Source organism: Citrobacter sp. wls757 (assembly GCF_005280935.1).
Classification (GTDB): domain Bacteria; phylum Pseudomonadota; class Gammaproteobacteria; order Enterobacterales; family Enterobacteriaceae; genus Citrobacter; species Citrobacter portucalensis.
The window spans coordinates 621374-643598 of record NZ_SZWU01000060.1 but is presented as its reverse complement, the minus strand read 5'-3'; the positions used below and the strand labels follow the sequence as shown (position 1 = coordinate 643598).

The 22225-nt window shown below is 51.0% G+C and carries 24 protein-coding genes and 1 pseudogene; 21 read left to right on the top strand and 4 right to left on the bottom strand.

The window, feature by feature from the left end:
* Positions 1–2 precede the first annotated feature (2 nt).
* The 13 genes from FDW94_RS23565 to FDW94_RS17920 all read left to right on the top strand — a co-directional run bounded on the left by FDW94_RS23565 (position 3) and on the right by FDW94_RS17920 (position 9628).
* Positions 3–146 carry a hypothetical protein gene (locus tag FDW94_RS23565; protein WP_170974249.1) on the top strand — a complete coding sequence of 48 codons (144 nt, stop codon included), beginning with the start codon at positions 3–5 and terminating at the stop codon, positions 144–146.
* A 125-nt stretch (positions 147–271) separates the two neighbouring features.
* Positions 272–1024, top strand: coding sequence for a DUF6651 domain-containing protein (locus FDW94_RS17975; RefSeq protein ID WP_137378000.1), 753 nt, complete (start codon positions 272–274; stop codon positions 1022–1024).
* 16 nt (positions 1025–1040) lie between these two features.
* The gene (locus tag FDW94_RS17970; protein ID WP_137377999.1) at positions 1041–2177 is read left to right on the top strand and encodes a P22 phage major capsid protein family protein; all 1137 of its coding nucleotides are present in this window, start codon (positions 1041–1043) and stop codon (positions 2175–2177) included.
* Positions 2178–2216: 39 nt separating this feature from the next.
* Positions 2217–2450: a hypothetical protein gene (locus FDW94_RS17965; protein WP_137377998.1), complete on the top strand. Its 234-nt coding sequence runs from the start codon at positions 2217–2219 to the stop codon at positions 2448–2450.
* A 2-nt stretch (positions 2451–2452) separates the two neighbouring features.
* Positions 2453–2935, top strand: a complete 483-nt coding sequence (locus FDW94_RS17960) for a DnaT-like ssDNA-binding protein (RefSeq protein ID WP_137377997.1) — start codon at positions 2453–2455, stop codon at positions 2933–2935.
* Between the two features lies 1 nt (position 2936).
* Positions 2937–3290, top strand: a complete 354-nt coding sequence (locus tag FDW94_RS17955) for a hypothetical protein (protein ID WP_137377996.1) — start codon at positions 2937–2939, stop codon at positions 3288–3290.
* Positions 3291–3292: 2 nt separating this feature from the next.
* On the top strand, positions 3293–3892 hold the full coding sequence (locus FDW94_RS17950; protein ID WP_137377995.1) for a hypothetical protein: 600 nt from the start codon (positions 3293–3295) through the stop codon (positions 3890–3892).
* A gap of 7 nt (positions 3893–3899) precedes the next feature.
* Positions 3900–4331: a DUF4128 domain-containing protein gene (locus FDW94_RS17945; RefSeq protein ID WP_249358599.1), complete on the top strand. Its 432-nt coding sequence runs from the start codon at positions 3900–3902 to the stop codon at positions 4329–4331.
* A 46-nt stretch (positions 4332–4377) separates the two neighbouring features.
* Positions 4378–5310 (top strand): phage tail tube protein, encoded by a 933-nt coding sequence (locus FDW94_RS17940; RefSeq protein WP_137377993.1) that lies wholly within the window; start codon positions 4378–4380, stop codon positions 5308–5310.
* A gap of 41 nt (positions 5311–5351) precedes the next feature.
* On the top strand, positions 5352–5690 hold the full coding sequence (locus tag FDW94_RS17935; protein WP_137377992.1) for a phage tail assembly chaperone: 339 nt from the start codon (positions 5352–5354) through the stop codon (positions 5688–5690).
* A 17-nt stretch (positions 5691–5707) separates the two neighbouring features.
* Positions 5708–5995, top strand: a complete 288-nt coding sequence (locus FDW94_RS17930) for a DUF1799 domain-containing protein (protein ID WP_137377991.1) — start codon at positions 5708–5710, stop codon at positions 5993–5995.
* A complete protein-coding gene (locus tag FDW94_RS17925) occupies positions 5995–9042 on the top strand; it encodes a phage tail tape measure protein (protein ID WP_137377990.1) in 3048 nt (1015 codons plus the stop codon). Before FDW94_RS17930 ends, FDW94_RS17925 begins: the two co-directional genes overlap by 1 nt.
* A gap of 103 nt (positions 9043–9145) precedes the next feature.
* Complete coding sequence (locus FDW94_RS17920) at positions 9146–9628, top strand: hypothetical protein (RefSeq protein WP_137377989.1); 483 nt, start codon at positions 9146–9148, stop codon at positions 9626–9628.
* Between the two features lie 60 nt (positions 9629–9688).
* Here FDW94_RS17920 and FDW94_RS17915 read toward each other — a convergent pair whose 3' ends face one another.
* Positions 9689–11302, bottom strand: coding sequence for a DUF4041 domain-containing protein (locus FDW94_RS17915; RefSeq protein WP_137377988.1), 1614 nt, complete (start codon positions 11300–11302; stop codon positions 9689–9691).
* 192 nt (positions 11303–11494) lie between these two features.
* On the opposite strand from FDW94_RS17915, the gene FDW94_RS17910 reads away from it, so the two are divergent.
* The 8 genes from FDW94_RS17910 (at position 11495) to FDW94_RS17875 (ending at position 20059) form a co-directional block, all read left to right on the top strand.
* Complete coding sequence (locus FDW94_RS17910; protein WP_137377987.1) at positions 11495–11845, top strand: phage tail protein; 351 nt, start codon at positions 11495–11497, stop codon at positions 11843–11845.
* Between the two features lie 8 nt (positions 11846–11853).
* On the top strand, positions 11854–12627 hold the full coding sequence (locus FDW94_RS17905; RefSeq protein WP_137377986.1) for a phage minor tail protein L: 774 nt from the start codon (positions 11854–11856) through the stop codon (positions 12625–12627).
* A gap of 12 nt (positions 12628–12639) precedes the next feature.
* Positions 12640–13371: a C40 family peptidase gene (locus tag FDW94_RS17900; protein ID WP_137377985.1), complete on the top strand. Its 732-nt coding sequence runs from the start codon at positions 12640–12642 to the stop codon at positions 13369–13371.
* Entirely contained in the window at positions 13359–13952 is a 594-nt protein-coding gene (locus FDW94_RS17895) for a tail assembly protein (protein ID WP_137377984.1), read from the top strand. Before FDW94_RS17900 ends, FDW94_RS17895 begins: the two co-directional genes overlap by 13 nt.
* Before the next feature lie 78 nt (positions 13953–14030).
* Complete coding sequence (locus FDW94_RS17890; protein WP_137377983.1) at positions 14031–14396, top strand: hypothetical protein; 366 nt, start codon at positions 14031–14033, stop codon at positions 14394–14396.
* 52 nt (positions 14397–14448) lie between these two features.
* On the top strand, positions 14449–17682 hold the full coding sequence (locus tag FDW94_RS17885; RefSeq protein ID WP_137377982.1) for a DUF1983 domain-containing protein: 3234 nt from the start codon (positions 14449–14451) through the stop codon (positions 17680–17682).
* Position 17683: 1 nt separating this feature from the next.
* Complete coding sequence (locus FDW94_RS17880; protein WP_137377981.1) at positions 17684–18628, top strand: DUF6453 family protein; 945 nt, start codon at positions 17684–17686, stop codon at positions 18626–18628.
* 9 nt (positions 18629–18637) lie between these two features.
* Entirely contained in the window at positions 18638–20059 is a 1422-nt protein-coding gene (locus tag FDW94_RS17875; protein ID WP_137377980.1) for a phage tail protein, read from the top strand.
* A gap of 135 nt (positions 20060–20194) precedes the next feature.
* Here the strand turns inward: FDW94_RS17875 and FDW94_RS17870 are convergent, their stop codons facing one another.
* The 3 genes and pseudogenes from FDW94_RS17870 to FDW94_RS17860 all read right to left on the bottom strand — a co-directional run.
* Positions 20195–20386, bottom strand: a complete 192-nt coding sequence (locus FDW94_RS17870; RefSeq protein WP_137377979.1) for a DinI-like family protein — start codon at positions 20384–20386, stop codon at positions 20195–20197.
* Between the two features lie 57 nt (positions 20387–20443).
* Positions 20444–21535: an acyltransferase gene (locus FDW94_RS17865; protein WP_137377978.1), complete on the bottom strand. Its 1092-nt coding sequence runs from the start codon at positions 21533–21535 to the stop codon at positions 20444–20446.
* Positions 21536–21716: 181 nt separating this feature from the next.
* Positions 21717–22225, bottom strand: a pseudogene (locus FDW94_RS17860) (SOS response-associated peptidase family protein); the annotation flags it as partial.

Here is a 22225-nt window from a genome sequence, read left to right as displayed (position 1 = left end):
CCATGCAAAATGAGAAAGACAAAACTATCACCCTGACTGATGCTGAGCGCAAATTCATCATGATTGCGATGATTGCCTATGCCTTATCTGGTGAGGCGTCAGAAGAAGACGCAAGAATCGCAGAGCAAATAATCAATAAGATCTGAGCATTACAAAATTCAACTCAAGGCTGCCTTCGGGTGGCCTTTTTTATACCTGCCGCTGAGCGGATGCGACGCGGTGACCGGGTCGGATGACCTATTACCAATGGCCGGAAGGCTGGAGCAAAACAATGAAACTCAAACTCGATGCTAACGGCAATGTGGTCGTTGAAAACGGTATGCCTGTTTACGTCCATGATGACGGCAAAGAAATCCCGTTCGACGCGGTCGCAGCGATGACCAAAATCACCTCGCTGAATGGTGAAGCGAAAACTCACCGTGAAGCGAAGGAAACGGCGGAAGCCAGTCTCGCTAAGTTCGCTGGCATCACCGACCCGACCAAGGCGCTCGAAGCTCTGGATATGATGACCAAAATCGACCAGAAGAAGCTGCTCGATGCTGGCGCCGTTGACCAGGTGAAGGCCGAGATCACCAAGGTATTCCAGCAGCAACTGGACGAAGTGAACGGAAAGAACCAGTCATTAGAAAACCAGCTCTACGACGAGATGATCGGCGGCCGCTTCGGTGGTTCGAAATTCATCTCCGAGAAGATGGCGATCCCGGCTGAATTCGTGCGTTCCCACTTTGGTCAGAACTTCAAAATTGAAGACGGCAAGGTCGTGGCATACGACGGGCAGGGCAACAAGGTGTTCTCCCGCACCAAGCCCGGCGAACTGGCTGGCTTCGACGAAGCGCTGGAATCTCTGGTCGAGTTGCATCCGCAGAAAGACTACATCCTCAAAGCGTCCGGCAATACCGGCGGTGGTTCCCACCAGTCGCAGCATCAGGCCGGGCAAAAAACCATGAAACGTGCTGCGTTTGATGCCTTACCCCCAGCAGAGCAACAGGCTGTGATTGGCGGCGGTACCAGCATCGTTGATTAACCGAAAGGAAACCTGAATGTCCAACACACTCACTGGCCTCATCCCAACTATTTACACCGCGCTTAACCGCGTATCCCGCGAGCAGGTGGGCTTTATCCCGGCGGTGGCCCGTAACTCCAAAGCCGATGCCGCGGCTAAAGACCAGACCGTCACTGCGCCGGTTGCACCTCCGACCACCACCGTTGATATCACACCTGCGGCAACGGCACCAAACGACGGCGATCAGAGCATCGGCACCGTGGATGTCAAAATCACCAAATCCAAAATGGCCCCGGTCAAATGGAACGGTGAAGAGCAGCTGGCGATCGGGCCGTCAGGTAACTACGACGTCATCCTGGCTGACCAGTTCTCCCAAGCTTTCCGCGCGCTGAGCAACGAAATGGATGCTGACCTTGCTGCGCTGTTCTACAAATCATCTCGCGCTGTCGGTGCGCCGAAAGATACGCCGTTCAGCATTAAAGACGATCTGTCCGATGCTGCGAATGCCCGCCAAATTCTGACTGATAACGGTGCACCAACTACCGATTTGCGCATGGTGTTGGGCGGCGAAGCGATGGCCTCCATTCGTGGTAAGCAGTCCGTGCTGTTCAAAGCGAATGAAGCTGGTACCGACCAACTCCTGCGCGAAGGTATCATCGGTCGCGTGATGGGCTTCAACTTGCATGAATCCGCCAACATCAAGCGTACGGCGAAAAGCACCGCTGCTGGCTACAAGGTCAATGGCGCGAAGAAAGAGGGCGACATCATCGTTGCCATCTCTGCGGGTACCGGTGGTATCGCTGTAGGGACCGCAGTGAAATTTGACGGTGATGATAATCAGTATCTGGTGGTGGCCGCTACCTCCTCCAGCATCACCATTGCCGCACCGGGTCTTCGTCAGGATCTGGCCGACCAGGCAGCCGTTACAGTGCTGAGCGAGTTTGCGCCAAACATGGCATTCGACCGCAACGCATTCCTGCTGGCGTGCCGCACCCCGGCAATGCCAAAAGGCGGCGACACCGCTGACGATGTGATGAACGTGACCGACCCAGTATCGGGCATCACCTTCCAGATCGCGCTGTACCGCCAGTACCGCCAGGTACGTTACGAGGTTGGTGTGGCATGGGGTGTGGCATCCGTGCAGCCTGAACATTCCACCATCATCATGGGCTAACCGCAGGGACTTCGGCCCCTTTGTTTTTCAGGAGGCCCAATGGCCGGATTAACCAAAGAGCAGCGCGCGCAGCGTGAGGCTGAAAAGCTTGCGGCTCAGAATGGTGCTGAACAAACTCCTTCCCGGCAGGAACAGCAGCTGGAACAGCCTAGTATTGAGCTGGTTGTCATGGTGCGTGATATTCCAGAGTTTCCCAACGGTCCGCTGAGTGCTGAGGTTCACCCTGTCGAAGTGGATAACTGGCTGGCGCTGGACTGGCGTCTGGAGGAGTAAGCATGCTGGTTGCCGACCCCAAATCGCCTGACTTCAACAGCTACGCCAGCGTTGTCGACCTGCGCACGTTTGCGACCGGGCGCGGCTACACAGTACCTGCCGATGACGGCGAATGCGGCCAGATGCTGATGCAGGCGATGGATTATCTGGAAGGGAAGATCTGGCGCGGCCAGCGCTCCAGCATATCGCAGCCGCTGTCGTGGCCGCGCTCGGGCGTGCGCTTTGATGGCGTTGACCTGCCGGATGACGCGATCCCGCAGCGCCTCGTTGACGCACAATGCCGCCTGGCTATCGAATCGCAGGAGATTGACCTCACTCCGTCAGTTGCTGGTGGTGGTGCAGTGGTCATGGAGCGCGTCGAGGGCGCTGTGGCAGTTCAGTACGAACCGGGCACAATCAAGGCTGCGCCGTCGTTCCCCTGGTTTTATTCCTCGCTGCGTGGGCTGGTGGTCGGCGGCAATCAGATCCGTATCGAAAGGGGGTGATATGCCAATCGACTACCGACGCATGCGCAACACCGCGACCCGGCTGCTGACCGAGAACGGCAGAGCCTACCAACTGACCCGTGGCGGCGGTACTACTCGCGATCAGTTCGGGAAAGAGGTCATTACCCTGGCGATAACTGCGACCGTCACCGGCGTTATCACAGAATATTCCTCCCGCGAAATCGATGGCTCTCTTATCGCCACCGGCGATAAGAAACTGTCTGCCACGTTCGAAACGGAAGTGCGTATTGATGACCGCATCGAAATCGACGGCAAGAAATGGCGCGTAGTGCAACCGAACCCGGTTAAGCCTGCTGATGTGCTTATCTCCTACAACATCCAACTGAGGGCGTAACTATGGCAAGTTCTGCTAATCAGCCGTTCCTGGCTGCCATTCAGTTGTTCGTTGATAGCTCAAAGCAGGAGATAGACGAGGTGGTGCGCCGGACGGGTATCAAAATCCTCGGGCGCCTTGTCGATGTGTCGCCAGTTGGGCAGCCTGAAACGTGGGAAGTGAATCAGACGGCGTCGGCTTATAACACTGCCGTTCGTGAGCATAACGCAGCGCTTCGCGATGACCCAACAAACGTGACGAAGTCCGGGCGCCTTAAACGTGGCCTGCGGGTAAACGACTCGATGGACATCAAAAAGCCAGATGGTTATGTCGGCGGGCGCTTCAAGAACAACTGGTATGTGGGGTTTGATAGCCAACCGACCCAATCCAACGATACTCCGGATGCCTCCGGCCAGGGTTCCAACTCCCGCGGTCTGGCGGTGCTTGAAGTGTTCAGGGTGGGGCAGGTCAGCTCGGTTTATTTCACAAATAACCTGCCATACGCACAGGCGCTGGAGAACGGGCACTCGAATCAGGCGCCGGGAGGCATGGTAGGTATCACTGCACTGGACGCTGCGCAGTTGTTTCGTGAGGCGATGAGCGAGGTACGTAATGGCCGGTGACCAATCAATGCTAATTGCGGAATTGCTCGAGTCGCGCCTTGCTGATATCGCCCTTGCGATTGATATGCCGATAGCCTGGCCAAACATCATTTTTGAACCGCCAGATGATGTCCCGTACGGGAGGGTCTATATACTCCCGGCACAAACTATCGGGCAAGACTTTGCAGGGCAGCTTCGTACGTATCAGGGCATTTTCCAGGTGAACATAGTCACCCCCGCAGGAATAGGCGTCGGCAAGGCGCGAACATTTGCCAGTGTGATTGCGGGTGGATTTCCCGAAGGCCTCGCTCTGGTGGCTGGTGATTTGACCGTCTATATCAACGGGCCGCCTCAGATTCGCCAGCCAATACAGGACCGTCCGACCTCTGCACCAAACGGCAGCAGCGGCTCCATAACCTACACCATCCCCATCAGCATGCAGTACCGCGCTGATTACTGACCCACCACCTGGTGGGTTTTTTACTACTTAAATTCAGGAGAATGCAATGGCATTCGCAACCCCTAACGGGTCGCGTGTAAACGTGGCCAAGGCGTATCTTGCGCCGATTGTCTTCACTGCGGCATCCAATGCGACGGAATGCGAACTGACCGTTGCCTCGGCTGCTGGCATCCTCGCGGGCGATGTCGTCCAGGTTAGCTCTGGCTGGCTGAAGCTCGACAACATGGTGGTGCGTGTCAAGTCAGTTACTGGTACGAAAATCGTGCTGGAAGCCTTCGATACCACCGACACCAAGAAGTTTCCGGCGGGTACCGGGGCAGGTACGCTGCGTAAAATTGATTCGTGGATCACCATGCCTCAGGTTATGACGCTGTCCACCGAAGGCGGTGACCAGCAGACCATCAGTGTGCAGTTCCTGGAGGATGATAAAGCCCGTACCATCCCGACTTTCAAAAACGCGGTGGTACAGGTCTACACCTTCGCGCATGACCCGCAGCTGGCTATCTACAAACGTCTGATTGATCTGGACGACTCCAGCGATACTACAGCGGTCTGGTTCCACAACCCGCGCGGCAAAGCCGATCGATACTACTCTGCCAAAGTATCCTTCCAGCGTGTACCACGTACTGAAATCAATGCCGTGGAAAGCAATGAAGCGCGAATGAACTTCGAATCGGATATGCAGATTTACCCGATTGCCGATTCCTCCGCTACGCCGCTGGCGTTCCTGACTGACCTGTCGGCAACCAAGTCTGTTGCTGCTAATGCAGCTCTGGATCTGTCGGTGGTCATGCAGGGCGGTTCCGCGCCGTATACCTACGTATGGAAGAAGGACGGCACAGCCATTCCGGGCAAAACCGCATCCACGCTCAACATTCCGTCCGCTCAGTCTTCCGATGCTGGGGTGTATACCTGCGAAGTTACCGACGCCGCAGGCAAGACGCTCACTTCTGCCGGATGCACCGTCAGCATTACTTGATTAATCTGGCCCGGTAATCCGGGCCTTACCGAGATAAACGAATGACCAAATTCTCCCTGATCCCCAATCCGACATTTTCCGTTACTGCCAGCATCCCGCGAGCTGGCGCCGAAGACGGCAAACTGACCTTCACCTTCCGCCATAAAACGCTGGACGAGCTGCGCGCTATGGATGAGCAACTGCAAAAAAAAGCTGATGGCAAAAAAGCCTCTATCGAACCGCAGGCCGATTACCTGATGGAGATAGTCGAAGGGTGGGCGCTGCCTGACGAGTTTACCCGCGACAACGTAATCGTCCTGCTAAAGAACTATCCTCGCGCGTTCGACAGCATCGGGCTGGCATACACCAAAGAGCTGATGGGACTGCGCGAAAAAAACTGAGGCAGGTCGCCGCAGCGTTGTATACACCGGGACCGACGCTCGCGGAGTTAGCCGCTTTTGGTTTAACGCCTGAGGACGTGGAGGAAGAAGTGGGGATCCTGCCATCCATATGGGAGGCCTTTACCATCTTCTCCACGCTGGCGACCCAATGGCGCGTCGGTGCGAGTGGTGCGACCGGCCTTGACTACACCGTTCTCCCCTGGGTGTTTCAGTTGCACGGGGTTGAGGATGCGGCGGCCTGCTTGGCTGACCTTCAAATTATGGAAAGTGAGGCTCTCAAGGTAATGCATAAGGAGACGAAATAATGACAGACCAGATCGCCTCAATTACTTTGCGGGCTGATGTTTCGGACCTAAAAACTGCCAGCAACGAGCTGGATAAACTCGGAGAGGCAGCGGCCGGTGCCGTCGGCAAGGCTGATGACCTTAACAGCGTATTTCGCGCGGGTGCTGAGTCTGCGAAGCAGGGCAGCGAAGGTATCAAAGAGCAGCAGGCTGCACTGAAAGGCCTGCTTGAGAATATCGATCCGGTAAACAAAGCACTGAACCGGCTGGACGAACAACAGGCCGCGCTGCGTAACTTCCAGACCAAAGGCTTTCTGGATACCGATGATTTTCAGCACTACAACAAAATCCTGGACGACACCCGGCTTAAGCTGACGGATGCCGGCGAAGCAGCTGCGCGTGCCCAGGCAGAACTCGCGACCACTCAGGCGGCAGAGAAGCAATCAGCCGCGCTGAAAAACCTGCTGGGTTCAATCGACCCGACGATCCGCGCATTCAACTCGCTGGACGAGCAGCATGCGCAGCTGGTGGCACACTTCGAAGCGGGGCGCATTAACGGCACCCAGTTCGAGCACTTCAACACCATCCTTAACCAGACGCGTGAGCGCCTCTCTGGTGTCGCTGAAATACTACCAGATGCGCTATCCAGGCAGGAAGCTGCTGCCCGGCGCGCTGGAATCTCCGTTGGCCAGTACAGCGCAGCAATGCGCACGCTTCCGGCGCAATTCACCGATATCGCCATGCAGCTGGCTGGTGGGCAGTCTCCGTTCCTGATTCTGCTCCAGCAGGGTGGGCAGATTAAAGACCAGTTTGGCTCGGTTCAGGGGGCGCTGTCGGGTGTTGGCGAATATATCCGCAGCATGGCCGGGATGATTAACCCAACCACGATTGCGCTGGCAGGTCTGGTCGGTACGGTTGGTCTGCTGGCTGCTGCGGCATACAGTTCGTCTGCACAGTTCGACCAGGTTGCCCGGTCGGTCATCATGATGGGCGGCGCTGGCTTCGCCTCAATGCAGCAGCTAAATGAGGCTGCTGAAGAGGTCGCCGGCAAGACGAACACATCCATCAGCTCCACTGTCGATACTCTGGTTACGCTGAACGATACTGGCAAATATACCGCCAGACAGATGAAACAGATCGCCACCTCCATCACCCTGATGGGCAAGGCTGGTAGCGACACCAAAGCGGCGATGTCCGACTTCGGCAAAATTGTCAGCGATCCGGTAAAAGGGCTGGCCAGCCTGAATGAACAATATGGCTTTGTCGATGAAGCTATGATGAAACACATCATCCAGTTGCGTAAGCAGAAGGGGGAACAAGCAGCAGTAAACGAAGCTATAAACCTCTTTGCAGGTGTCATGGCTAAGCGTGCTGAGGAGACGAATAAGGCGACGGATAACATTGGGCAGACTTGGCAGTGGTTAAAGAAAACAGCATCTGACTCCTTTGATGATATCGGGATTACTGTCCGCGCCTGGGGAAATCAGGTGATCGATATTTTCAACCTGGTTGAAGCTTCGATAAAGGACCTGTTCCTCAACATTACCTCTCTGGATTCCAAGTTTACTGGGACCATTGCAGGATGGGCTGAGAAAATCCCGGGCGGCGGAGCAATAACCGACTTCCTCGGCATGGATGTTGAGGCTATGAAAAAGGCCGGGGCGGAAGCTGACAAAGAGATCGCAGCGAACAAAAAACGCTACGATGAACTCTGGAAGCGGGTCACTGCGCCTAATGCACAGGCAAGCTATGAAGCCGAAGCGCGAGGTGCCAGCGTTAAAGGGGAAGGGGGCTCGAGCCGCGAGTCGAGAAACGCAGTCTCGAAGCTTGCAGAAGACTCTGCGAAAAAGACCAAAGAGGCAAGAGCTACGCTGGATTCTGGCGATCGCACCCTGGAGAACTACCGCGCTCAGGCCAGAACCCTAACTGAAACGCTCGAAACGCTGCGTCAGACCGGCGATATTCACGCCAAAAATACCGAATTCAGCAAACAACAGTCACGCTTTGCGGAACTGGACGAGGCCGCCAAAAACCGCGCGCTGACCGCGCAGGAGAAGTCACTCCTGTCGAGCCGTGAAGCCATTCTGAATGCCGCGAAGGTTGTGGATCAGAAGAACAAAGAAGTAGAGGTGCAGCAGAAGATTAACGGCCTGGCACAACAGGCAAATAAGTATGTAACGCAGATGACTGAAAAATCTGAGGCGTTACGTAGCGGGTCGGGTTTAAGCAGTCGTATGGTCCAGCGAATGACCGAAGAGGCGCAGCTTCGGCAGGGCTGGCTAAATGGCGGTGGTAAGCTCAAGGATGCTGGCTATGAGAAAGAGCTGACAGCGCTTCGGAACTATTACGCCGAAGAGGATAAGCTGCGTGGTGACTGGAAAGCAGGGGCGGTTAGTGGCTGGAATGAATATCTTGAGGCCGCTACGAATACCTATGACTCCGTGAAGAACGTCGCCAGCTCCACGCTGATCGGCTTGAGCGACATGTTGACCGAACTTATGACGACCGGAAAAGCATCGGTTAAAGAGTTCGGCAAGTCGATGCTAAAGATGATCCTTGATGTGACGAACCGCCTCATGGTGGCCTATGCGGTGCAGGCAGCTATGGGCTGGATAAGTGGTGGCGCAGCACCATCCTCTGGAGGCGGGCAATCTTTTGCTGTTCCGTCTTACACCCCGAATGCTAAAGGCGGCGTCTATGATTCACCAAGCCTTAGTAAGTATGTAAATGGCGTCTACGATTCTCCCCAGTATTTTGCGTTCCAAGGAGCGTCAAAGTTTGCGAAGGGAGGGGTCTTTGCCGAGGCTGGTGCGGAGGCAATTATGCCGCTAACTCGCGACTCAGCTGGACGGCTGGGCGTAAGAGCTCAAGGAGGTGGTGGGTCCCAACCTCAGGTCAACATTGACATTTATGTCGATAATAAGGGCAATACATCATCAAGCACTTCTGGTGATGGAAGTGACGCGGCAAGGGTGTTAGGGAGGGAAATCGAGGCCAAGGTGACTGAGGTCTTAGTTAGGGCATCCAGAAGCGATGGTTTACTCGGACGACAGTTCCAGCCGAAGTAATTTTCATTGAAGTTATTTTGAGAAAGCAATATCGCACGTACCTGGTTACACCAAAGCATCCCCTGGTTATCCTGCTCAAAACAATACTAATCAGGGGATGATAATGAAAAAGGTCTTTGTTACTGGTGTGTTAGCCATGGCGCTTTCTGCGTGTACTGGGAGTGGATCGAGCAGCAACACTCAAAAGCAAGCCACGTATGATGAGCTATCAACATGCGATGTTGCTATCGAAGCACCTTCTCATTTGCCGACAAATAAAAAGGACTTCGCAGAGTTTCTCTCTGTGCAGGCTCGCAATGCTTCGGCTGATCAGTTCGTAACTCAAAAAAGATTGGATACCCTTCAGCTCGTAGGGTGGAATTCCTCTGTGGCCGACGCCATTGCATCGTGCGGCGCAAATAGAAAGGATAAGCGGAAGGAATTAGCATCAGGCGTTTTTGAGCGGATGAAGGTAATCACCAATAATGCAGATGAAAAGCGCGCGCTCGTAGAGGCGTACAGCTCTTGGGAGACTTATGTGACAAGCCAAACGCCTCTCGCAAAACAGGACTTTGATTCTAAAGTCGGCTATTACAAAAACATGTAACTAATGACTTTTAACATAAAAGGGCGATTAAAAACCGCCCTTAAATTTGTCATTGAAATGTTATATTGCGTCCGCAAATCTAGGTAGCTTTTCCTCTTGAGGAACAACTGAAATGATATCCGCTTTCTGCTTACGAATTGCCTTTGTTTCATAATAATGCTGAGCAGTTGCTGTTTCGATAAAATCTACATCATTTCCTGCGATCTCAAATACAGCATCTTTAATATCGTTTAATTTTACATTGAAAAACTCTTTACGCTTATTAACTAGGTTAGTGCGTTGCTCATTGAAACGCTGATGGAGCATGCTTTCCATTGCTGGGGCATCTTCACTGAAAATCATTGCATGAACATCGAACAGGAATGGGACTGATGCACTACCCAGTTCATCCACTCGATCTTGAGGATCAAGTCGACGCGTCATTCCAATTTTAAAAACATCATCACCAAACGAACCAATATTAGAAATAACGTACACATGACCGCGTTTAGTTTGCTGAGCCATTGAAAGAGCTTTTTGGCCTTTCAATAACGCCTCTTCTAAGGCATGCTCTAGTTCGGATACCTTCGCTTGGTGCTTCTCTACTTGCTCAGCTGTCATTTGGGCTAGCTTCGATTCCATTTCTTTACGGGCTTTATCCAACGCTTTTTGGGCGCGACGCTCTTCATCTTCGGCCTCTCGAAGTGCACGATCAATTTCGGCTTGAGCTCGCTTCTCCTCAGCCATCTGAGCGCGGATTTCACGTTGTTCTTCTCTTTCTTCTTGTTTTTTTAAACGATATTCATGTGTAAGTCGAAGTTCATCTAGCTTCAAATCTAAAAAAGCACGATTGATGTAAATCTGGTTAACCTCATTCATCTTATTCAAGGCATCAAATGCTTTATAAATTCTTTGCTCCATTTGATAAACGTTTTTAAATGTACAGTTTGCAATAGCAGCATCACATTCACCATTGAATGCACGTGCTGTCATCTGAATGCCGCGAGTGGTCATTTTCCGACCTTCACTTTTAGAGCCACCTACCGTCCATTCAGCAGGGCAATGTATTGCGCCAAATTCAGTTTTGTCACGTAGCAGATTTTTTTGTCGTTCGCGACATGCCTTGATCGCATCCTGAAAACTGGCCGATGTTTCAAAATCGAAGTGTGGTGCATAGAACCCCATGTCGGCAAATTCCATATCATCTTTATAGATTGATAGCGCTTCTTCCAATTCATCGTAAGTAATTTTTTTCTCACGATAGGATTGGCGCAGCTCATCAATCTGCTTCTCAATTTCTGTACGCTTGACTCTTTGTGTTTCTACAGCAGTTAGCGCTTCTGCGTTCATTCGCTTAGCTGCTAAACGAGCATCTGATAGAATATCCTCCGCACGCTGAGTTATAGATTTTGCATCTTTTTCACTGGCTGCAATAGTTTTGGTTGCCACAGCTTTTGCTTCGCCAAGGTTGTTTTGCGAATCAATAATTAACTCTTCTGCGGTTTGCTTAGCTTCGTTCACGATTCGTTCAGCTTCTGTTTCAGCATTGGTGATTGTCGCGTAGCGCTCAAGTTTTGCTGCCTTTTCTGCTGCATCAGCCCTTGCTGACTTTAATTTAATGATGTTAATCACCAAAATCGTTAGAACAACTACGAAAGCTACAGCTCCAATGGCTGCATAATGCACAATGTTCATTAAACTATCCCTGTGAATTGGTTAGCTATGATGGATAAAAATATCGACGGAGTGTCGCATATTTCATCATTTTATATATGTGAAGTAACTAATTCTTTTTTCAATGACGTTGTTTCAGGTCAATTTTTTCATTAGCCAAAAAAATAACCTAACATCAAACCCAGCTCCGGCTGGGTTTTTTATGGAGTATATATGGCAGTTGCAACCTACAACTGGCATTCGCAGCTCGGCGCGGGTGCTGTCGAATACAGTCAAACGATACGGTCTGCGCAGTTCGGGGACGGTTACGAACAGGTGGCTGAGAACGGTATTAACTCCACCGCCATTCAGGTTCCAATGAAGCACGCAGGAACGGAGGCGGAAGTTAACGCAGTTCGCGACTTCCTGTTGACGCATACCGTTAAAGCATTCGTCATCACGCCGCCGGGCGAGGAGATGGGGCTGTATCGCGTTGTAGCCGATTCGGTGCGTAAAAACCAACTCAGCAGCAAATTCGCTGAGCTGACATTCACGATTAAGCGCGCCTACGGCGTCTATGCCTGAGGTGGAGCATGACAGCACTGATTGATACGGCGGCAATGCTAGCGCCAGGTGGCAGGCTCCGCCTGATCGAAGTGGATGCTTCAGAGTTCAGCGGCGGTATTCACCGTTTTCACTACAGTCCATTTCCCCATACGCCCGCCGAGATTGAAGCGGCGAACGGTGATGAGACTAAGCTTGGACCAAAACCCATATTTTGGGATGGTAAAACCTTCGATTTCTGGCCATTCCAGATTTCTGACCTCGCTCTCTCGACAGACCAGGCCGCTGAGCCGAAACTTAGCGTATCGAACCTTGACGGGCATATCACGGCGCTCTGCCTGCAGTTCAAGGACATGGTTAACGCGAAGGTAAGCATCATCGACACCTACGCCGTTTATCTGGACGCGGTTAACTTCCCGGGCGGCGTGAACCCGACGGCAGACCCGACAATGTTCACGCTCCAGACATTCTGGCTGGACACCAAAACCTCAGAAGATGATGAGATGGTTACGTGGTCGTTGAGTAGCCCAGCGGATTTGCAGAACCTGGTTATTCCCACCCGTCAAATTACATCGCTGTGCGAGTGGGCGCTGCGAGGCCAGTACCGCAGCGGTGACGGATGTACCTACAACGGAACAGCGTATTTTGATGCGAAGGGGAATGTGGTCGCTGACCCTGCGCTGGACGTGTGCGGCGGATGCCTTAGTGACTGCCGTAAACGATTTGGCGCCGGGCTGGCAGAGCCAAACACCGCAATTCTTGATTTCGGCGGTTTCCCCGCAACGGTTTTATTCTCCCGATAAACGGACTTCAAAATGAACAAAACGATAATGAATGCCATCCGGAAGCATGCTTTGGAGGAATCCCCACGCGAGTGCTGCGGCTTTGTCATTCAGTCAGGACGGCGTCAGCGATATATTCCGGTACCGAACAGTCATGAAAACCCGTCTGAGCATTTCCGTATTGATGGTGAGTACTGGGCAAATGCCGAGGATGCAGGGACCATTATTCGAGTCATTCACTCGCATCCTGGCGATGGCGCCAGGGCTATCCCCTCAGACCTCGATCGCCAGCAATGCAACCAGTCAGGTGTGGTATGGGGAATATATGCGCCTGATTGTGATGAATACGCCGAAATAACCCCGGATGCTATTCCGCTAATCGGCCGCCCGTTCATCCTTGGCTCTCACGACTGCTGGGGGTTGATCATGGACTGGCATTCCACCCAGGGTGTAACGCTGACTGATTTCCGGGTCGACTACCCGTGGTGGGAAAGCCACTACCCGGACAACCTCTATTTCGAGAACTGGGAGCGTGAAGGGTTTGTCGAGTGTGACCCGACGCCAGGCTGCATGGTCATCATGCAGGTTGAATCTGCTAAGTGGAACCATGCGGGGATCATTACCGAAGAAGGTGGGCTGCTTCATCATCTCTATGGGCAACCATCCTGCATCACGCCGTACTTGCGCGGCTATTTCAAAGACCGGACGATGATATGCGTCCGACATAAAAACTTATCTCAGGAAATAAAACCATGGCGCGGCTAACGACAATTCGCCTGTACGGTGCGCTGGGTGCGAGATTTGGGCGCGTGCATAAGCTGGCGGTGCAGACGACAGCTGAAGCCGTGAAGGCGTTATGTATCAACCTGGACGGATTGGAAAGTTATCTGATGAACGCGAAGAAAAACGGAATGACGTTCGCTGTGTTTCGTGGAAAAAGAAACATCGGGGTTGAGGACTACCAGAACCTTGCTGGGAATAGCGATATTCGCATTGCACCGGTTATGGAAGGTGCAAAGAAGGCCGGCATATTTCAAACCATTCTCGGAGCCGTGATGGTGGTAGCTGGTATCGTGGTTACTGGTCTTTCGTATGGTTGGGCTTCCCCTGTAGGTGGTGCCATGATATCCGCTGGTATCGGGATGATGGCCGGAGGTATCTACCAGATGCTGTCACCCCAACCAAAAGGGCTTCAGGGGCGCGATGATCCCGATAACAAACCCAGCTATGCTTTCGGCAGCTCAGTAAACACCTTGGCAATGGGTAACCCGGTTGCCGCACTCTATGGGGAGCGGGAGATCGGCGGTGCAATTATTAGTGCAGGAATCGTTGCCGAAGATATTTAAGTTTCAGCAACATAGCTCGCGGTTAACATGCGTAGTGTTATGCTACCTTCAACAGCATTTCACTATGGGGTCACAACAATGCCAGCTGTAAAAATAGTCGCTGAATGGTTGAAAGAGGAAAATGATCCTCGCATGGAATCTACTTTAGAGTTTGTTGCAGCTATTGATTTCAACGGACATATCAAACCTGAACAAAAGGTATATGGCCTAATTACGGGATATGGCTATGGTTCTTTACCTCCCGGGGATTATCCTTTCACAGGCGAAAAGAGTGAGCAGGGATGCTTAAAAATGGACTGGGGACGGGACTATCAGAAATTCAATTCTACAATTAATGTCCTTGGCAGACGACTGAGCCCCGGAGACATCATCACTCATGTGGAAAAGCCTGGAATTGAAAATACTTTCGATTACGAGATAAGGTTAGTCACGTATTTTCAGTGATTAGCCACAGCAAAAACCAACCCGCTTAGGCGGGTTTTTTTATGGATGCAATATGGCAACGATTACTGGTGCGAAGGGCGGGAGTCAAAAACAGCATACACCTGTAGAACAGCCGGACTCCGCGCAATCAATGGCTCGCTGCCGCATGCTGCTGGCGCTGGGAGAGGGCGAATTTGCTGGTGGGCTGGATGCTACGCGCATCTTCCTTGACGGAACCCAGCTGGGCAATGCAGACGGTTCAATGAACTTTGAGAACGTTACCTGGGACTTCCGTCCCGGCACTCAGGTTCAGACACCAATCCCAGGCTTTCCAGCTGTTGAAAATGAAACCAGTATTGGCGTGTCGCTGACGAAAGTTACCCCATGGACTCGTGCGATCAGTAACACCCAGATTGACGCGGTGCTGGTACGTATTGGTATCCCTGGATTACAGCAGCAGGAAAACGATGGGGATATTGTCGGCACAACGGTTCAGTACCATATCGACCTTGCTGTGGACGGTGGGGCTTACTCGACAGTCATGACTAAAACCATCACAGAAAAGCTCAGTTCGCTCTACGAACTAACCCACCGTATTAATCTTCCCAAAGCCAGCACCGGTTGGCAGATTCGAGTTGTCCGGGACACTGTTGACAGTACCAGCCAAATGCTCCAGAACAAAACGCAGGTACAGGCGATCACCGAGGTGATTGACGCGCGTCTCCGTTATCCGCATACAGCACTGCTGTATGTGTCATTCAACGCAAAGTCATTCAGCAATATCCCGAAGATATCCTGCAAGCCGAAAGGCCGAGTAATCCGCATCCCTCAGAACTACGATCCGATTACACGCACTTATGGCGGTACATGGGATGGTACATTCAAATGGGGATGGACGAATAATCCTGCATGGATTTGGTTCGATATTCTTACTGAGTCGCGCTTCGGACTGGGTCGCAGGGTTACGCCAGCGATGCTCGATAAATGGGAGCTGTACCGTATTGCCCAGCGCTGCGACCAGAAGGTGCCGGATGGTAAGGTTGGCAGCGGTACCGAGCCTCGCTTTATGTTTGACGTTTATATCCAGGCTCAGGCTGATGCCTGGCAGGTGATTAAGGATATTGCGGCTGGTTTTAACGGCATGACGTTCTGGGGCAACAACATGTTCAATGTTGTCTCTGATATGCCAGCGGATACGTCAAAACTTCAGATACTCACTCGAGCCTCGGTGGTCGGGAAACCAACCTATTCCAGCGGCAGTGAAAAGAACCGCTATAGCTCTGCGCTGATTAACTTTAGCGATCCGGAGAATCACTATCAGGACCGCACGACGGCGGTGATGTTTCCTGATTTGGTTAAGCAGTTCAAGTTTAAGCAGACGCAATTGACGGCCATTGGCTGTACGCGTGAAAGCGAGGCGCAGCGCCGCGGAGGGTGGGCTGTCTACTCCAACTCGCTGGATCGCATTATCACTGTTCAGACGGGACTTGATGGCTTCGCTTATGTGCCGGGGACCGTATTTGCGTTTGCAGATGAGCGGCTATCTGGCCGTGTCTATGGTGGACGTATTACTGAATACAACGCCGCGCTGAAATCTGTAACTACCGATCGGGGTACCAGCGCTGTTGCTGGCGATACGCTGATGATTCGTACCCAAGGCGGTACCGTTGAGATCAGAACAATTCAGGCGGTTAACGGCCAGCAACTGATACTGGCAACTGCCTTTACCGCTGAGCCACAACCTAATGCCATTTTTGTTATCGATGCGGGCCAGTTGCGTCTCCAGTATTTCCGCGTAACCAATCTGACATTTAACGATGAGGAGAACACCTACAGTATCACCGGTGCAGAGTACAACGGGGCGAAGTACGATGCCGTTGATAACAACGCCCGACTGGATACGCCGCCGATTAGTCTGTTACCGACAGGCCTGGTAGGGCAACCGACAAACATTACGATTAGTAGCTACGATTCGGTCCGGCAGGGGCAGCGTCTTGCGACCATGGTTGCGAGTTGGGATGCGCCAGTAGATAAAAACGGGAAACCTCAGGCAGATATTGTCGCGTATCAGGCACAGTGGAAACGCGGTGATAATGATTGGATCAATATCCCTGAAACGGGTCTGCGCAATATAGAGATCGCCGGGATTTTCTCAGGCGATTACCTCGTGAGAGTCCGCGCCATTAACTCTGGTGGAGCGTCCAGTTTGTGGACCTCTTCTGTGCTGACTCATCTCACTGGACGTACTGGGGATGTTCCCAAGCCGGTTGGTCTGCGCACCACAGCAATCAACTGGGGTATACAGGTTGACTGGTCCTTTCCGGCGGATACAGGTGATACCCTCCAGACCGAACTGCATTATTCAGCAAACGGAAATGGGGATAATCCTCTGCTGCTTGCAGGAGTTCCTTATCCGCAACACACCTACACACAACTGGGTTTAAAGGCTGGTGTTGAATTTTGGTACCGGGCTCGCCTGGTCGACCGTATTGGTAATCAGAGTGACTGGACCGACTGGGTTCGTGGCCAATCCAACGCGAATGCTGACGACTACCTGGGCGATATTGCTGATGATTTCCTGACGTCTGCCGACGGTGACCGCCTAACAGGCGACATTGATACCAACCTGGAAGCCGCGTTGCAGAATGCGCTGGCCAACCATGGAACGGTAGAGCATCAGTGGGCGCAGTACGGCGAAGTACGCGCGGATATTCTGGTGGTTAAAACGACCATTGCGCAGGTAGATAAGGCCATGGCTGAAATGTCGACGCAGGTGCAGGCGCAGTTCAATAATGTAACTGCCGCACTGGAGGACAAGCTTACTGCCGTAGTAGATGCCACCGGAGCATCTGCGATTTACACCCTCAAAACCGGAGTCCGGATTAACGGAGTCATGTATAACGCCGGGATGTCGATTGCCGTGCTGGCGGAATCGGGCAAGCCGGTAGTCACCCGTGTCGGGTTTAACGCCAATCAGTTCGTCCTGATGAGTGGCAGCGGTGATACGCAATATTCACCCTTTGCTGTTGTTAATGGTCAGGTGTTTATCAGCGATGCGTTTTTCCGTGATGCTTCCATTGATTTCGGAAAAATTACTGACAGCCTACAGTCATCAAACTTTATAGCAGGTCCGGGCGGGCGTGGATGGAAATTACCAAAATCAGGGAATGCTGAGTTTCATGGAAACCTGTACGCAGATGGCGGAGCATTTGCATTTAACGGCACCAATAACACTGTCGTCATCAACGGGAATGGGCTGACGGTTAATTTGTCCGGTGGTGGTCGGGTTGTAGTCGGGAGGTGGTGATATGCCTGAGGGGATATTAATCGACTATAACGATGGCCGTCCGGTGATGGCGATTACTGCGGGGCTTCGTGCCCCCAGTTTTTGTACATCGTTCTCAGGCTGGTCATCCCAGTTCATGCAGTACCCTGTCAATACACCGCTTGTTCCTGGCTCACAGGCTATCGTTGTGCCAACGAACCCCATTTACATCTATTCCTATGCTGAATTTGATGTGGCCATTATGACCGGCGTCACACGCAACGGTGATTCCGGGGTCATCATCGGGGCTGAGACAATCGGAGGGAAAAGCATTGTCCCTGACTGGTCAGGCTACGTTATGGAGTTGCTGCCTGCGGCGACATATAACGAAGGATTACTGGTTTCAAACTCGACTGACTTCACCGCTATATCCAATCAGGCCGCGCTGATGACCTGCGCCTGGTCCGGACGAATTACGGTTAACGGCAGTGCTGCGCTTCCGGTGAGCGGTATTCCTTTCGGTAAATGGGATAACCCGAATGTGTCGGTAGGGTTTGATGGCGGCAATATTATCGTGCGCGATATTTCCTACACAGGGCGGGACGACGTGGCCGGAACGGCGACGATAGACCTGGTGATATTCAATCAGACAGCACCTGTCGGCGGCGACGGTATCACGATGACCAACGCCGCAGGCCAGGTGACATTCTCCACGCTGAAACGCCCCTTTGTCTATGACCGACAAATCCAGATTACCGATACTTTCCAGGATATTGGCGGTGGGTTCTGCCAGATAGTCTATACCGGCGTTCAGGTGCGTATGAGTGGTGGATGGGGAAATATCAGAACCAAAGGCGTGGTCATGTCAGGCGGCAGTGTCAGGTCGGCCTACAACAAAGTGTTTGCGAACCGTAATTCAGGCGCATGGGATATGACCCGTAACAGAAATATCGCCATGCCCATTCTAATTCTTCCGAATATGTACTGAGGAAAAACTATGTCAGCAGGAACCTTAACCCTGACGCATAACTCTGCTGCGGTCGCTGGCAGTGGGACCGAGTTTATCACCGAGGTGGCGGCCGGAGATTTTATTGTTGTCACTGTCGGCGGCGTTCCCTATACGCTCCCGGTTAAGTCCGTGGAAAGTGGTACAGCGTTGACGCTGGTCAGCAATTTCACCGGGCCAACACAGGCTGGCGCGGCCTGGTCAGCTGTTCCTCGTGTGGCGCTGAATATGGTAACGGCCGCAATGGTAGTTCAGAACACTGAAGCCCTGCGCGGACTGAACTATGACAAACAGAACTGGCAGCAGGTATTCAGTGGAACGGGGAATATCACGGTAAAACTGCCGGATGGCAGTTCTTACTCAGGACCAGCCTGGGGGGGTATCATCACTACACTGGATGGTAAAGCGGACGCAGGCGCTAACAATGATATCACCAGTCTTTCTGGGCTGACGACTCCACTAAGTATGGACCAGGGTGGATTGGGTGCAAAAGATGCAGCAGGGGGGCGTATCAAACTTGGTCTTGGTACAGCTGCGACAAAAAATGCAGGGGCTGAAGATGGAGATGTCATGCCCGTTGGCGCTTACGGAGTTGGTAAGTCATCCGGAGCAATTACAACGAACGAAACCCATACCAGCGCCCTGTTCAATGATCACTTCGTAACTAAAAATTTAGGGATATGTTCCTTTCGGAATGATCAAAATATTACTGCGGGAGACCCTCCATTTTATCAGTGGTCTCCATCTCTGTTTTGGCGCTCTGGGGACACATTTGCATGCCTTAATGTCCACTATGCAGGCGGTCCTGTTCGGATGTTTGCTGGTGGAATCAATGACCAAAACCTTATAAGTAGCACTAATGGTCGTACACTCTGGGATACAAGAAATACTACAGTTGATTCCAGCGGTTTCATTAAAAAGGCATCACCAGTGGTAAAATTATTTGGCGATGGCCGTTATGAAACAAATAATGAATCGGAAGGGGTATTAGTAACAAGACTGGCGTGCGGGTCATACTTAATTACAGGTTGCACAGGTCTGAATTCAGATGCAGCATGGGGAGGCATTGACGGTGGTTTTGAAATGCCCGTGGACCGTAACAAGCAGTCACGCATCTGGCTGGATTACAAGGTCAATGCTGATGGTTCAGTCATGGTCATGACGTATCACAGGATTTATCAATCTGCGCCGCTGTTTGCCCAGAACAGAATAGGTAAGACCGATATTAACGGAGTGTTTACTGAGACGGTTGCTGACTGTGAGCCTGTCGACATTCCGGCAGATTCTTTTGTGTCCGTACGTGTGGAGATGCCGGATGACAGTGTCTGGAATCAGAAGCAAACGGCAATACGGGAAGCCATGGAAAAAGCTGAACGCGAGCGCCAGCAAAATAAGCAGCAGGAACAATTATAAAAATTGATAGTTGCCGCAACCACGCCGTATGCAAGAGCATGATTGTGGCCGACTGGCGAACGTTCGATAGTGCGAGTATTGAATGATTGCCAGTCACGGCGGATTGTACTTAAGCAATATGACGGTTCAAGGCGTTTAATCTGAAACCAGCCACATATCAGACTCTTCAAACATTTCCTGAACAGTACGGCTTATCTGTTCCTTCTCATGCTTGCTGGCGTCGGTATTGACCGCCGGCAGTGTCATCATCGGTTTAACCCCAACATCAGCATTGGGGCAGATCCGGTGAACCCTCTTGGCCAACTTGACCAGAATTACTAAAGGAATAGAAACTTCAAGTAGTCGCTGCTAATAAAATACGACAACGACCCTTTTACTGAAAAACTATTTAATTAATTGCATGACCAGTACAGATAGTCTTCTCAGATAAATAAACTCAAGCATCTCTACTAAAATAGCCAGAAGTATGGAAAGTGCTATGCAAAAAACTGCAAATATCATCATTTGAGGTTTGCTCAAAGGATATGTTGATATCACACTGGAAAATATTGTGGTTAACACAACGAAATGTATTGCATAAAGAGGGTAAGATATTTTACCAAGAAAATTGAAAGGCCGCATTGATAACAGATTTCTCAATTTTTTATTAGTGTAAACTAAAAGGAGCATGGTTGGGCATATAATAAAGTAAAGGTCGCCAAGTTCTTTGTGGCCCTGTACATAATATTTAATAAACACCATGGATGAGATGATGAATAATATAACTAAAATTAATGTGTTCAGCAACACTCCAATTCTTTGTTCAATTTTTTTAAGAAATCCATTTTGCCTGTGAATGCAAAGCAATATGCCCGCGAAGAATAGTGAGATGTAAGAGCCAATAACTGCAAGGAAAATATAAATAGCAAAGCAAATAAAATTTGGTTTTTTTATGTGATTATAGCAAAAAAGATAAAGCAGAAGAAAATAGGACCCAATAAGTTCAACACTCATTGTCCAGAAGAAGGGGTTGTAGTTGTCTCCTTGCCTGATGTATACGTTGCTAAGAGAGAAGCTAAAAGCAGTATTAATGCTTGGCGTAAAATTCAAAAAACTACCCAGCCATTCATTTGAGTTTAATATAGCCCCAGCCTGCTTATTATATGTAAACCCTAATTTCATAGCTAAGTAAACAATTAAAGTAGTAAGCAGTATAACAAAGCCAAGTCTAAAATATCTTTTCAAAAGTATTGGTGGTAGTTTTTTAATATCTCTGTTTTTAAAGAAAGATATCGAAAGAGAGTCTCCTGATAATATGAAGAATATCATCACTGCTACAATTCCATTTAAAAATAGAGCGGTGTAATGACTTCTAAGTTCGGGAATATAACCTCCTAAACTTTCCCAAAAAAAATGAAATGTTACAACTGATAGCGAAGCTAAACCTCTAATTCCATCTATGTATTCTATTCTGTCACTTTTATTTATGTCTGGCATGTTAAGATTTCCGGTACTACTGCTGAAGATAAATAATTATCGATAATAACAATGCTTATGACAAGGCAAATCTAAGATTCGCAAAACTTATGTCGATTAGTTGAGCCAAAAGGCCGCCTCTGTATCTCTAAAGGTTGTTTCTTACCCGCCAACATCCTGCTTCATCTAGACTAAATCAGTCTTCAGGTATAAAAAGTAGTGGCAGGTGGTCATGGATATCAATCAGTCCCTTATCCGCGGTTGTTTGCAGCATGCTTCACTATCAGAAATCCTTCTGCTTCATCTCCACGTTCGAATGGTGTGCTGCCGATCGCCGCCATGAATATCGGCTGGCCATCGGCCCGATGAATGAAGTAGGGCTGCTTTTTGTCACCTTCCTTTTTCCATTCGTACCAGCCATCAGCAAAGCAAATGGCACGCCCATGCTGCCAGAGTGGTTTAAACATTCTGCTGGTGGCCGCAGTTTCTGAGCGAGCATTAATTAGCGGTGGTTTATCCCACCACTCGGGGGCGTATCCCCAGATAACAGGATCGAGATGGAGTTTCTCGTCACGCTCGCTCAGTAGCAGAACTTTGGTGCCTGGCGCGACGTTGAAACGTCCGATCGGTTCCGGGTCATATGGAATGTCTCGTTCGACTTCTTCAGCGAGAAGGGCGAGATAATCTTCTCGCGTCATTGACTGTGAAAAG

Bases quoted from the DNA above. Each gene is read 5' to 3' on its own strand.
- FDW94_RS23565 (WP_170974249.1), top strand. From the start codon at position 3: ATGCAAAATGAGAAAGACAAAACTATCACCCTGACTGATGCTGAGCGC.
- FDW94_RS17975 (WP_137378000.1), top strand. From the start codon at position 272: ATGAAACTCAAACTCGATGCTAACGGCAATGTGGTCGTTGAAAACGGT.
- FDW94_RS17970 (WP_137377999.1), top strand. From the start codon at position 1,041: ATGTCCAACACACTCACTGGCCTCATCCCAACTATTTACACCGCGCTT.
- FDW94_RS17965 (WP_137377998.1), top strand. From the start codon at position 2,217: ATGGCCGGATTAACCAAAGAGCAGCGCGCGCAGCGTGAGGCTGAAAAG.
- FDW94_RS17960 (WP_137377997.1), top strand. From the start codon at position 2,453: ATGCTGGTTGCCGACCCCAAATCGCCTGACTTCAACAGCTACGCCAGC.
- FDW94_RS17955 (WP_137377996.1), top strand. From the start codon at position 2,937: ATGCCAATCGACTACCGACGCATGCGCAACACCGCGACCCGGCTGCTG.
- FDW94_RS17950 (WP_137377995.1), top strand. From the start codon at position 3,293: ATGGCAAGTTCTGCTAATCAGCCGTTCCTGGCTGCCATTCAGTTGTTC.
- FDW94_RS17945 (WP_249358599.1), top strand. From the start codon at position 3,900: ATGCTAATTGCGGAATTGCTCGAGTCGCGCCTTGCTGATATCGCCCTT.
- FDW94_RS17940 (WP_137377993.1), top strand. From the start codon at position 4,378: ATGGCATTCGCAACCCCTAACGGGTCGCGTGTAAACGTGGCCAAGGCG.
- FDW94_RS17935 (WP_137377992.1), top strand. From the start codon at position 5,352: ATGACCAAATTCTCCCTGATCCCCAATCCGACATTTTCCGTTACTGCC.
- FDW94_RS17925 (WP_137377990.1), top strand. From the start codon at position 5,995: ATGACAGACCAGATCGCCTCAATTACTTTGCGGGCTGATGTTTCGGAC.
- FDW94_RS17920 (WP_137377989.1), top strand. From the start codon at position 9,146: ATGAAAAAGGTCTTTGTTACTGGTGTGTTAGCCATGGCGCTTTCTGCG.
- FDW94_RS17915 (WP_137377988.1), bottom strand. From the start codon at position 11,302: ATGAACATTGTGCATTATGCAGCCATTGGAGCTGTAGCTTTCGTAGTT.
- FDW94_RS17910 (WP_137377987.1), top strand. From the start codon at position 11,495: ATGGCAGTTGCAACCTACAACTGGCATTCGCAGCTCGGCGCGGGTGCT.
- FDW94_RS17905 (WP_137377986.1), top strand. From the start codon at position 11,854: ATGACAGCACTGATTGATACGGCGGCAATGCTAGCGCCAGGTGGCAGG.
- FDW94_RS17900 (WP_137377985.1), top strand. From the start codon at position 12,640: ATGAACAAAACGATAATGAATGCCATCCGGAAGCATGCTTTGGAGGAA.
- FDW94_RS17895 (WP_137377984.1), top strand. From the start codon at position 13,359: ATGGCGCGGCTAACGACAATTCGCCTGTACGGTGCGCTGGGTGCGAGA.
- FDW94_RS17890 (WP_137377983.1), top strand. From the start codon at position 14,031: ATGCCAGCTGTAAAAATAGTCGCTGAATGGTTGAAAGAGGAAAATGAT.
- FDW94_RS17885 (WP_137377982.1), top strand. From the start codon at position 14,449: ATGGCAACGATTACTGGTGCGAAGGGCGGGAGTCAAAAACAGCATACA.
- FDW94_RS17880 (WP_137377981.1), top strand. From the start codon at position 17,684: ATGCCTGAGGGGATATTAATCGACTATAACGATGGCCGTCCGGTGATG.
- FDW94_RS17875 (WP_137377980.1), top strand. From the start codon at position 18,638: ATGTCAGCAGGAACCTTAACCCTGACGCATAACTCTGCTGCGGTCGCT.
- FDW94_RS17865 (WP_137377978.1), bottom strand. From the start codon at position 21,535: ATGCCAGACATAAATAAAAGTGACAGAATAGAATACATAGATGGAATT.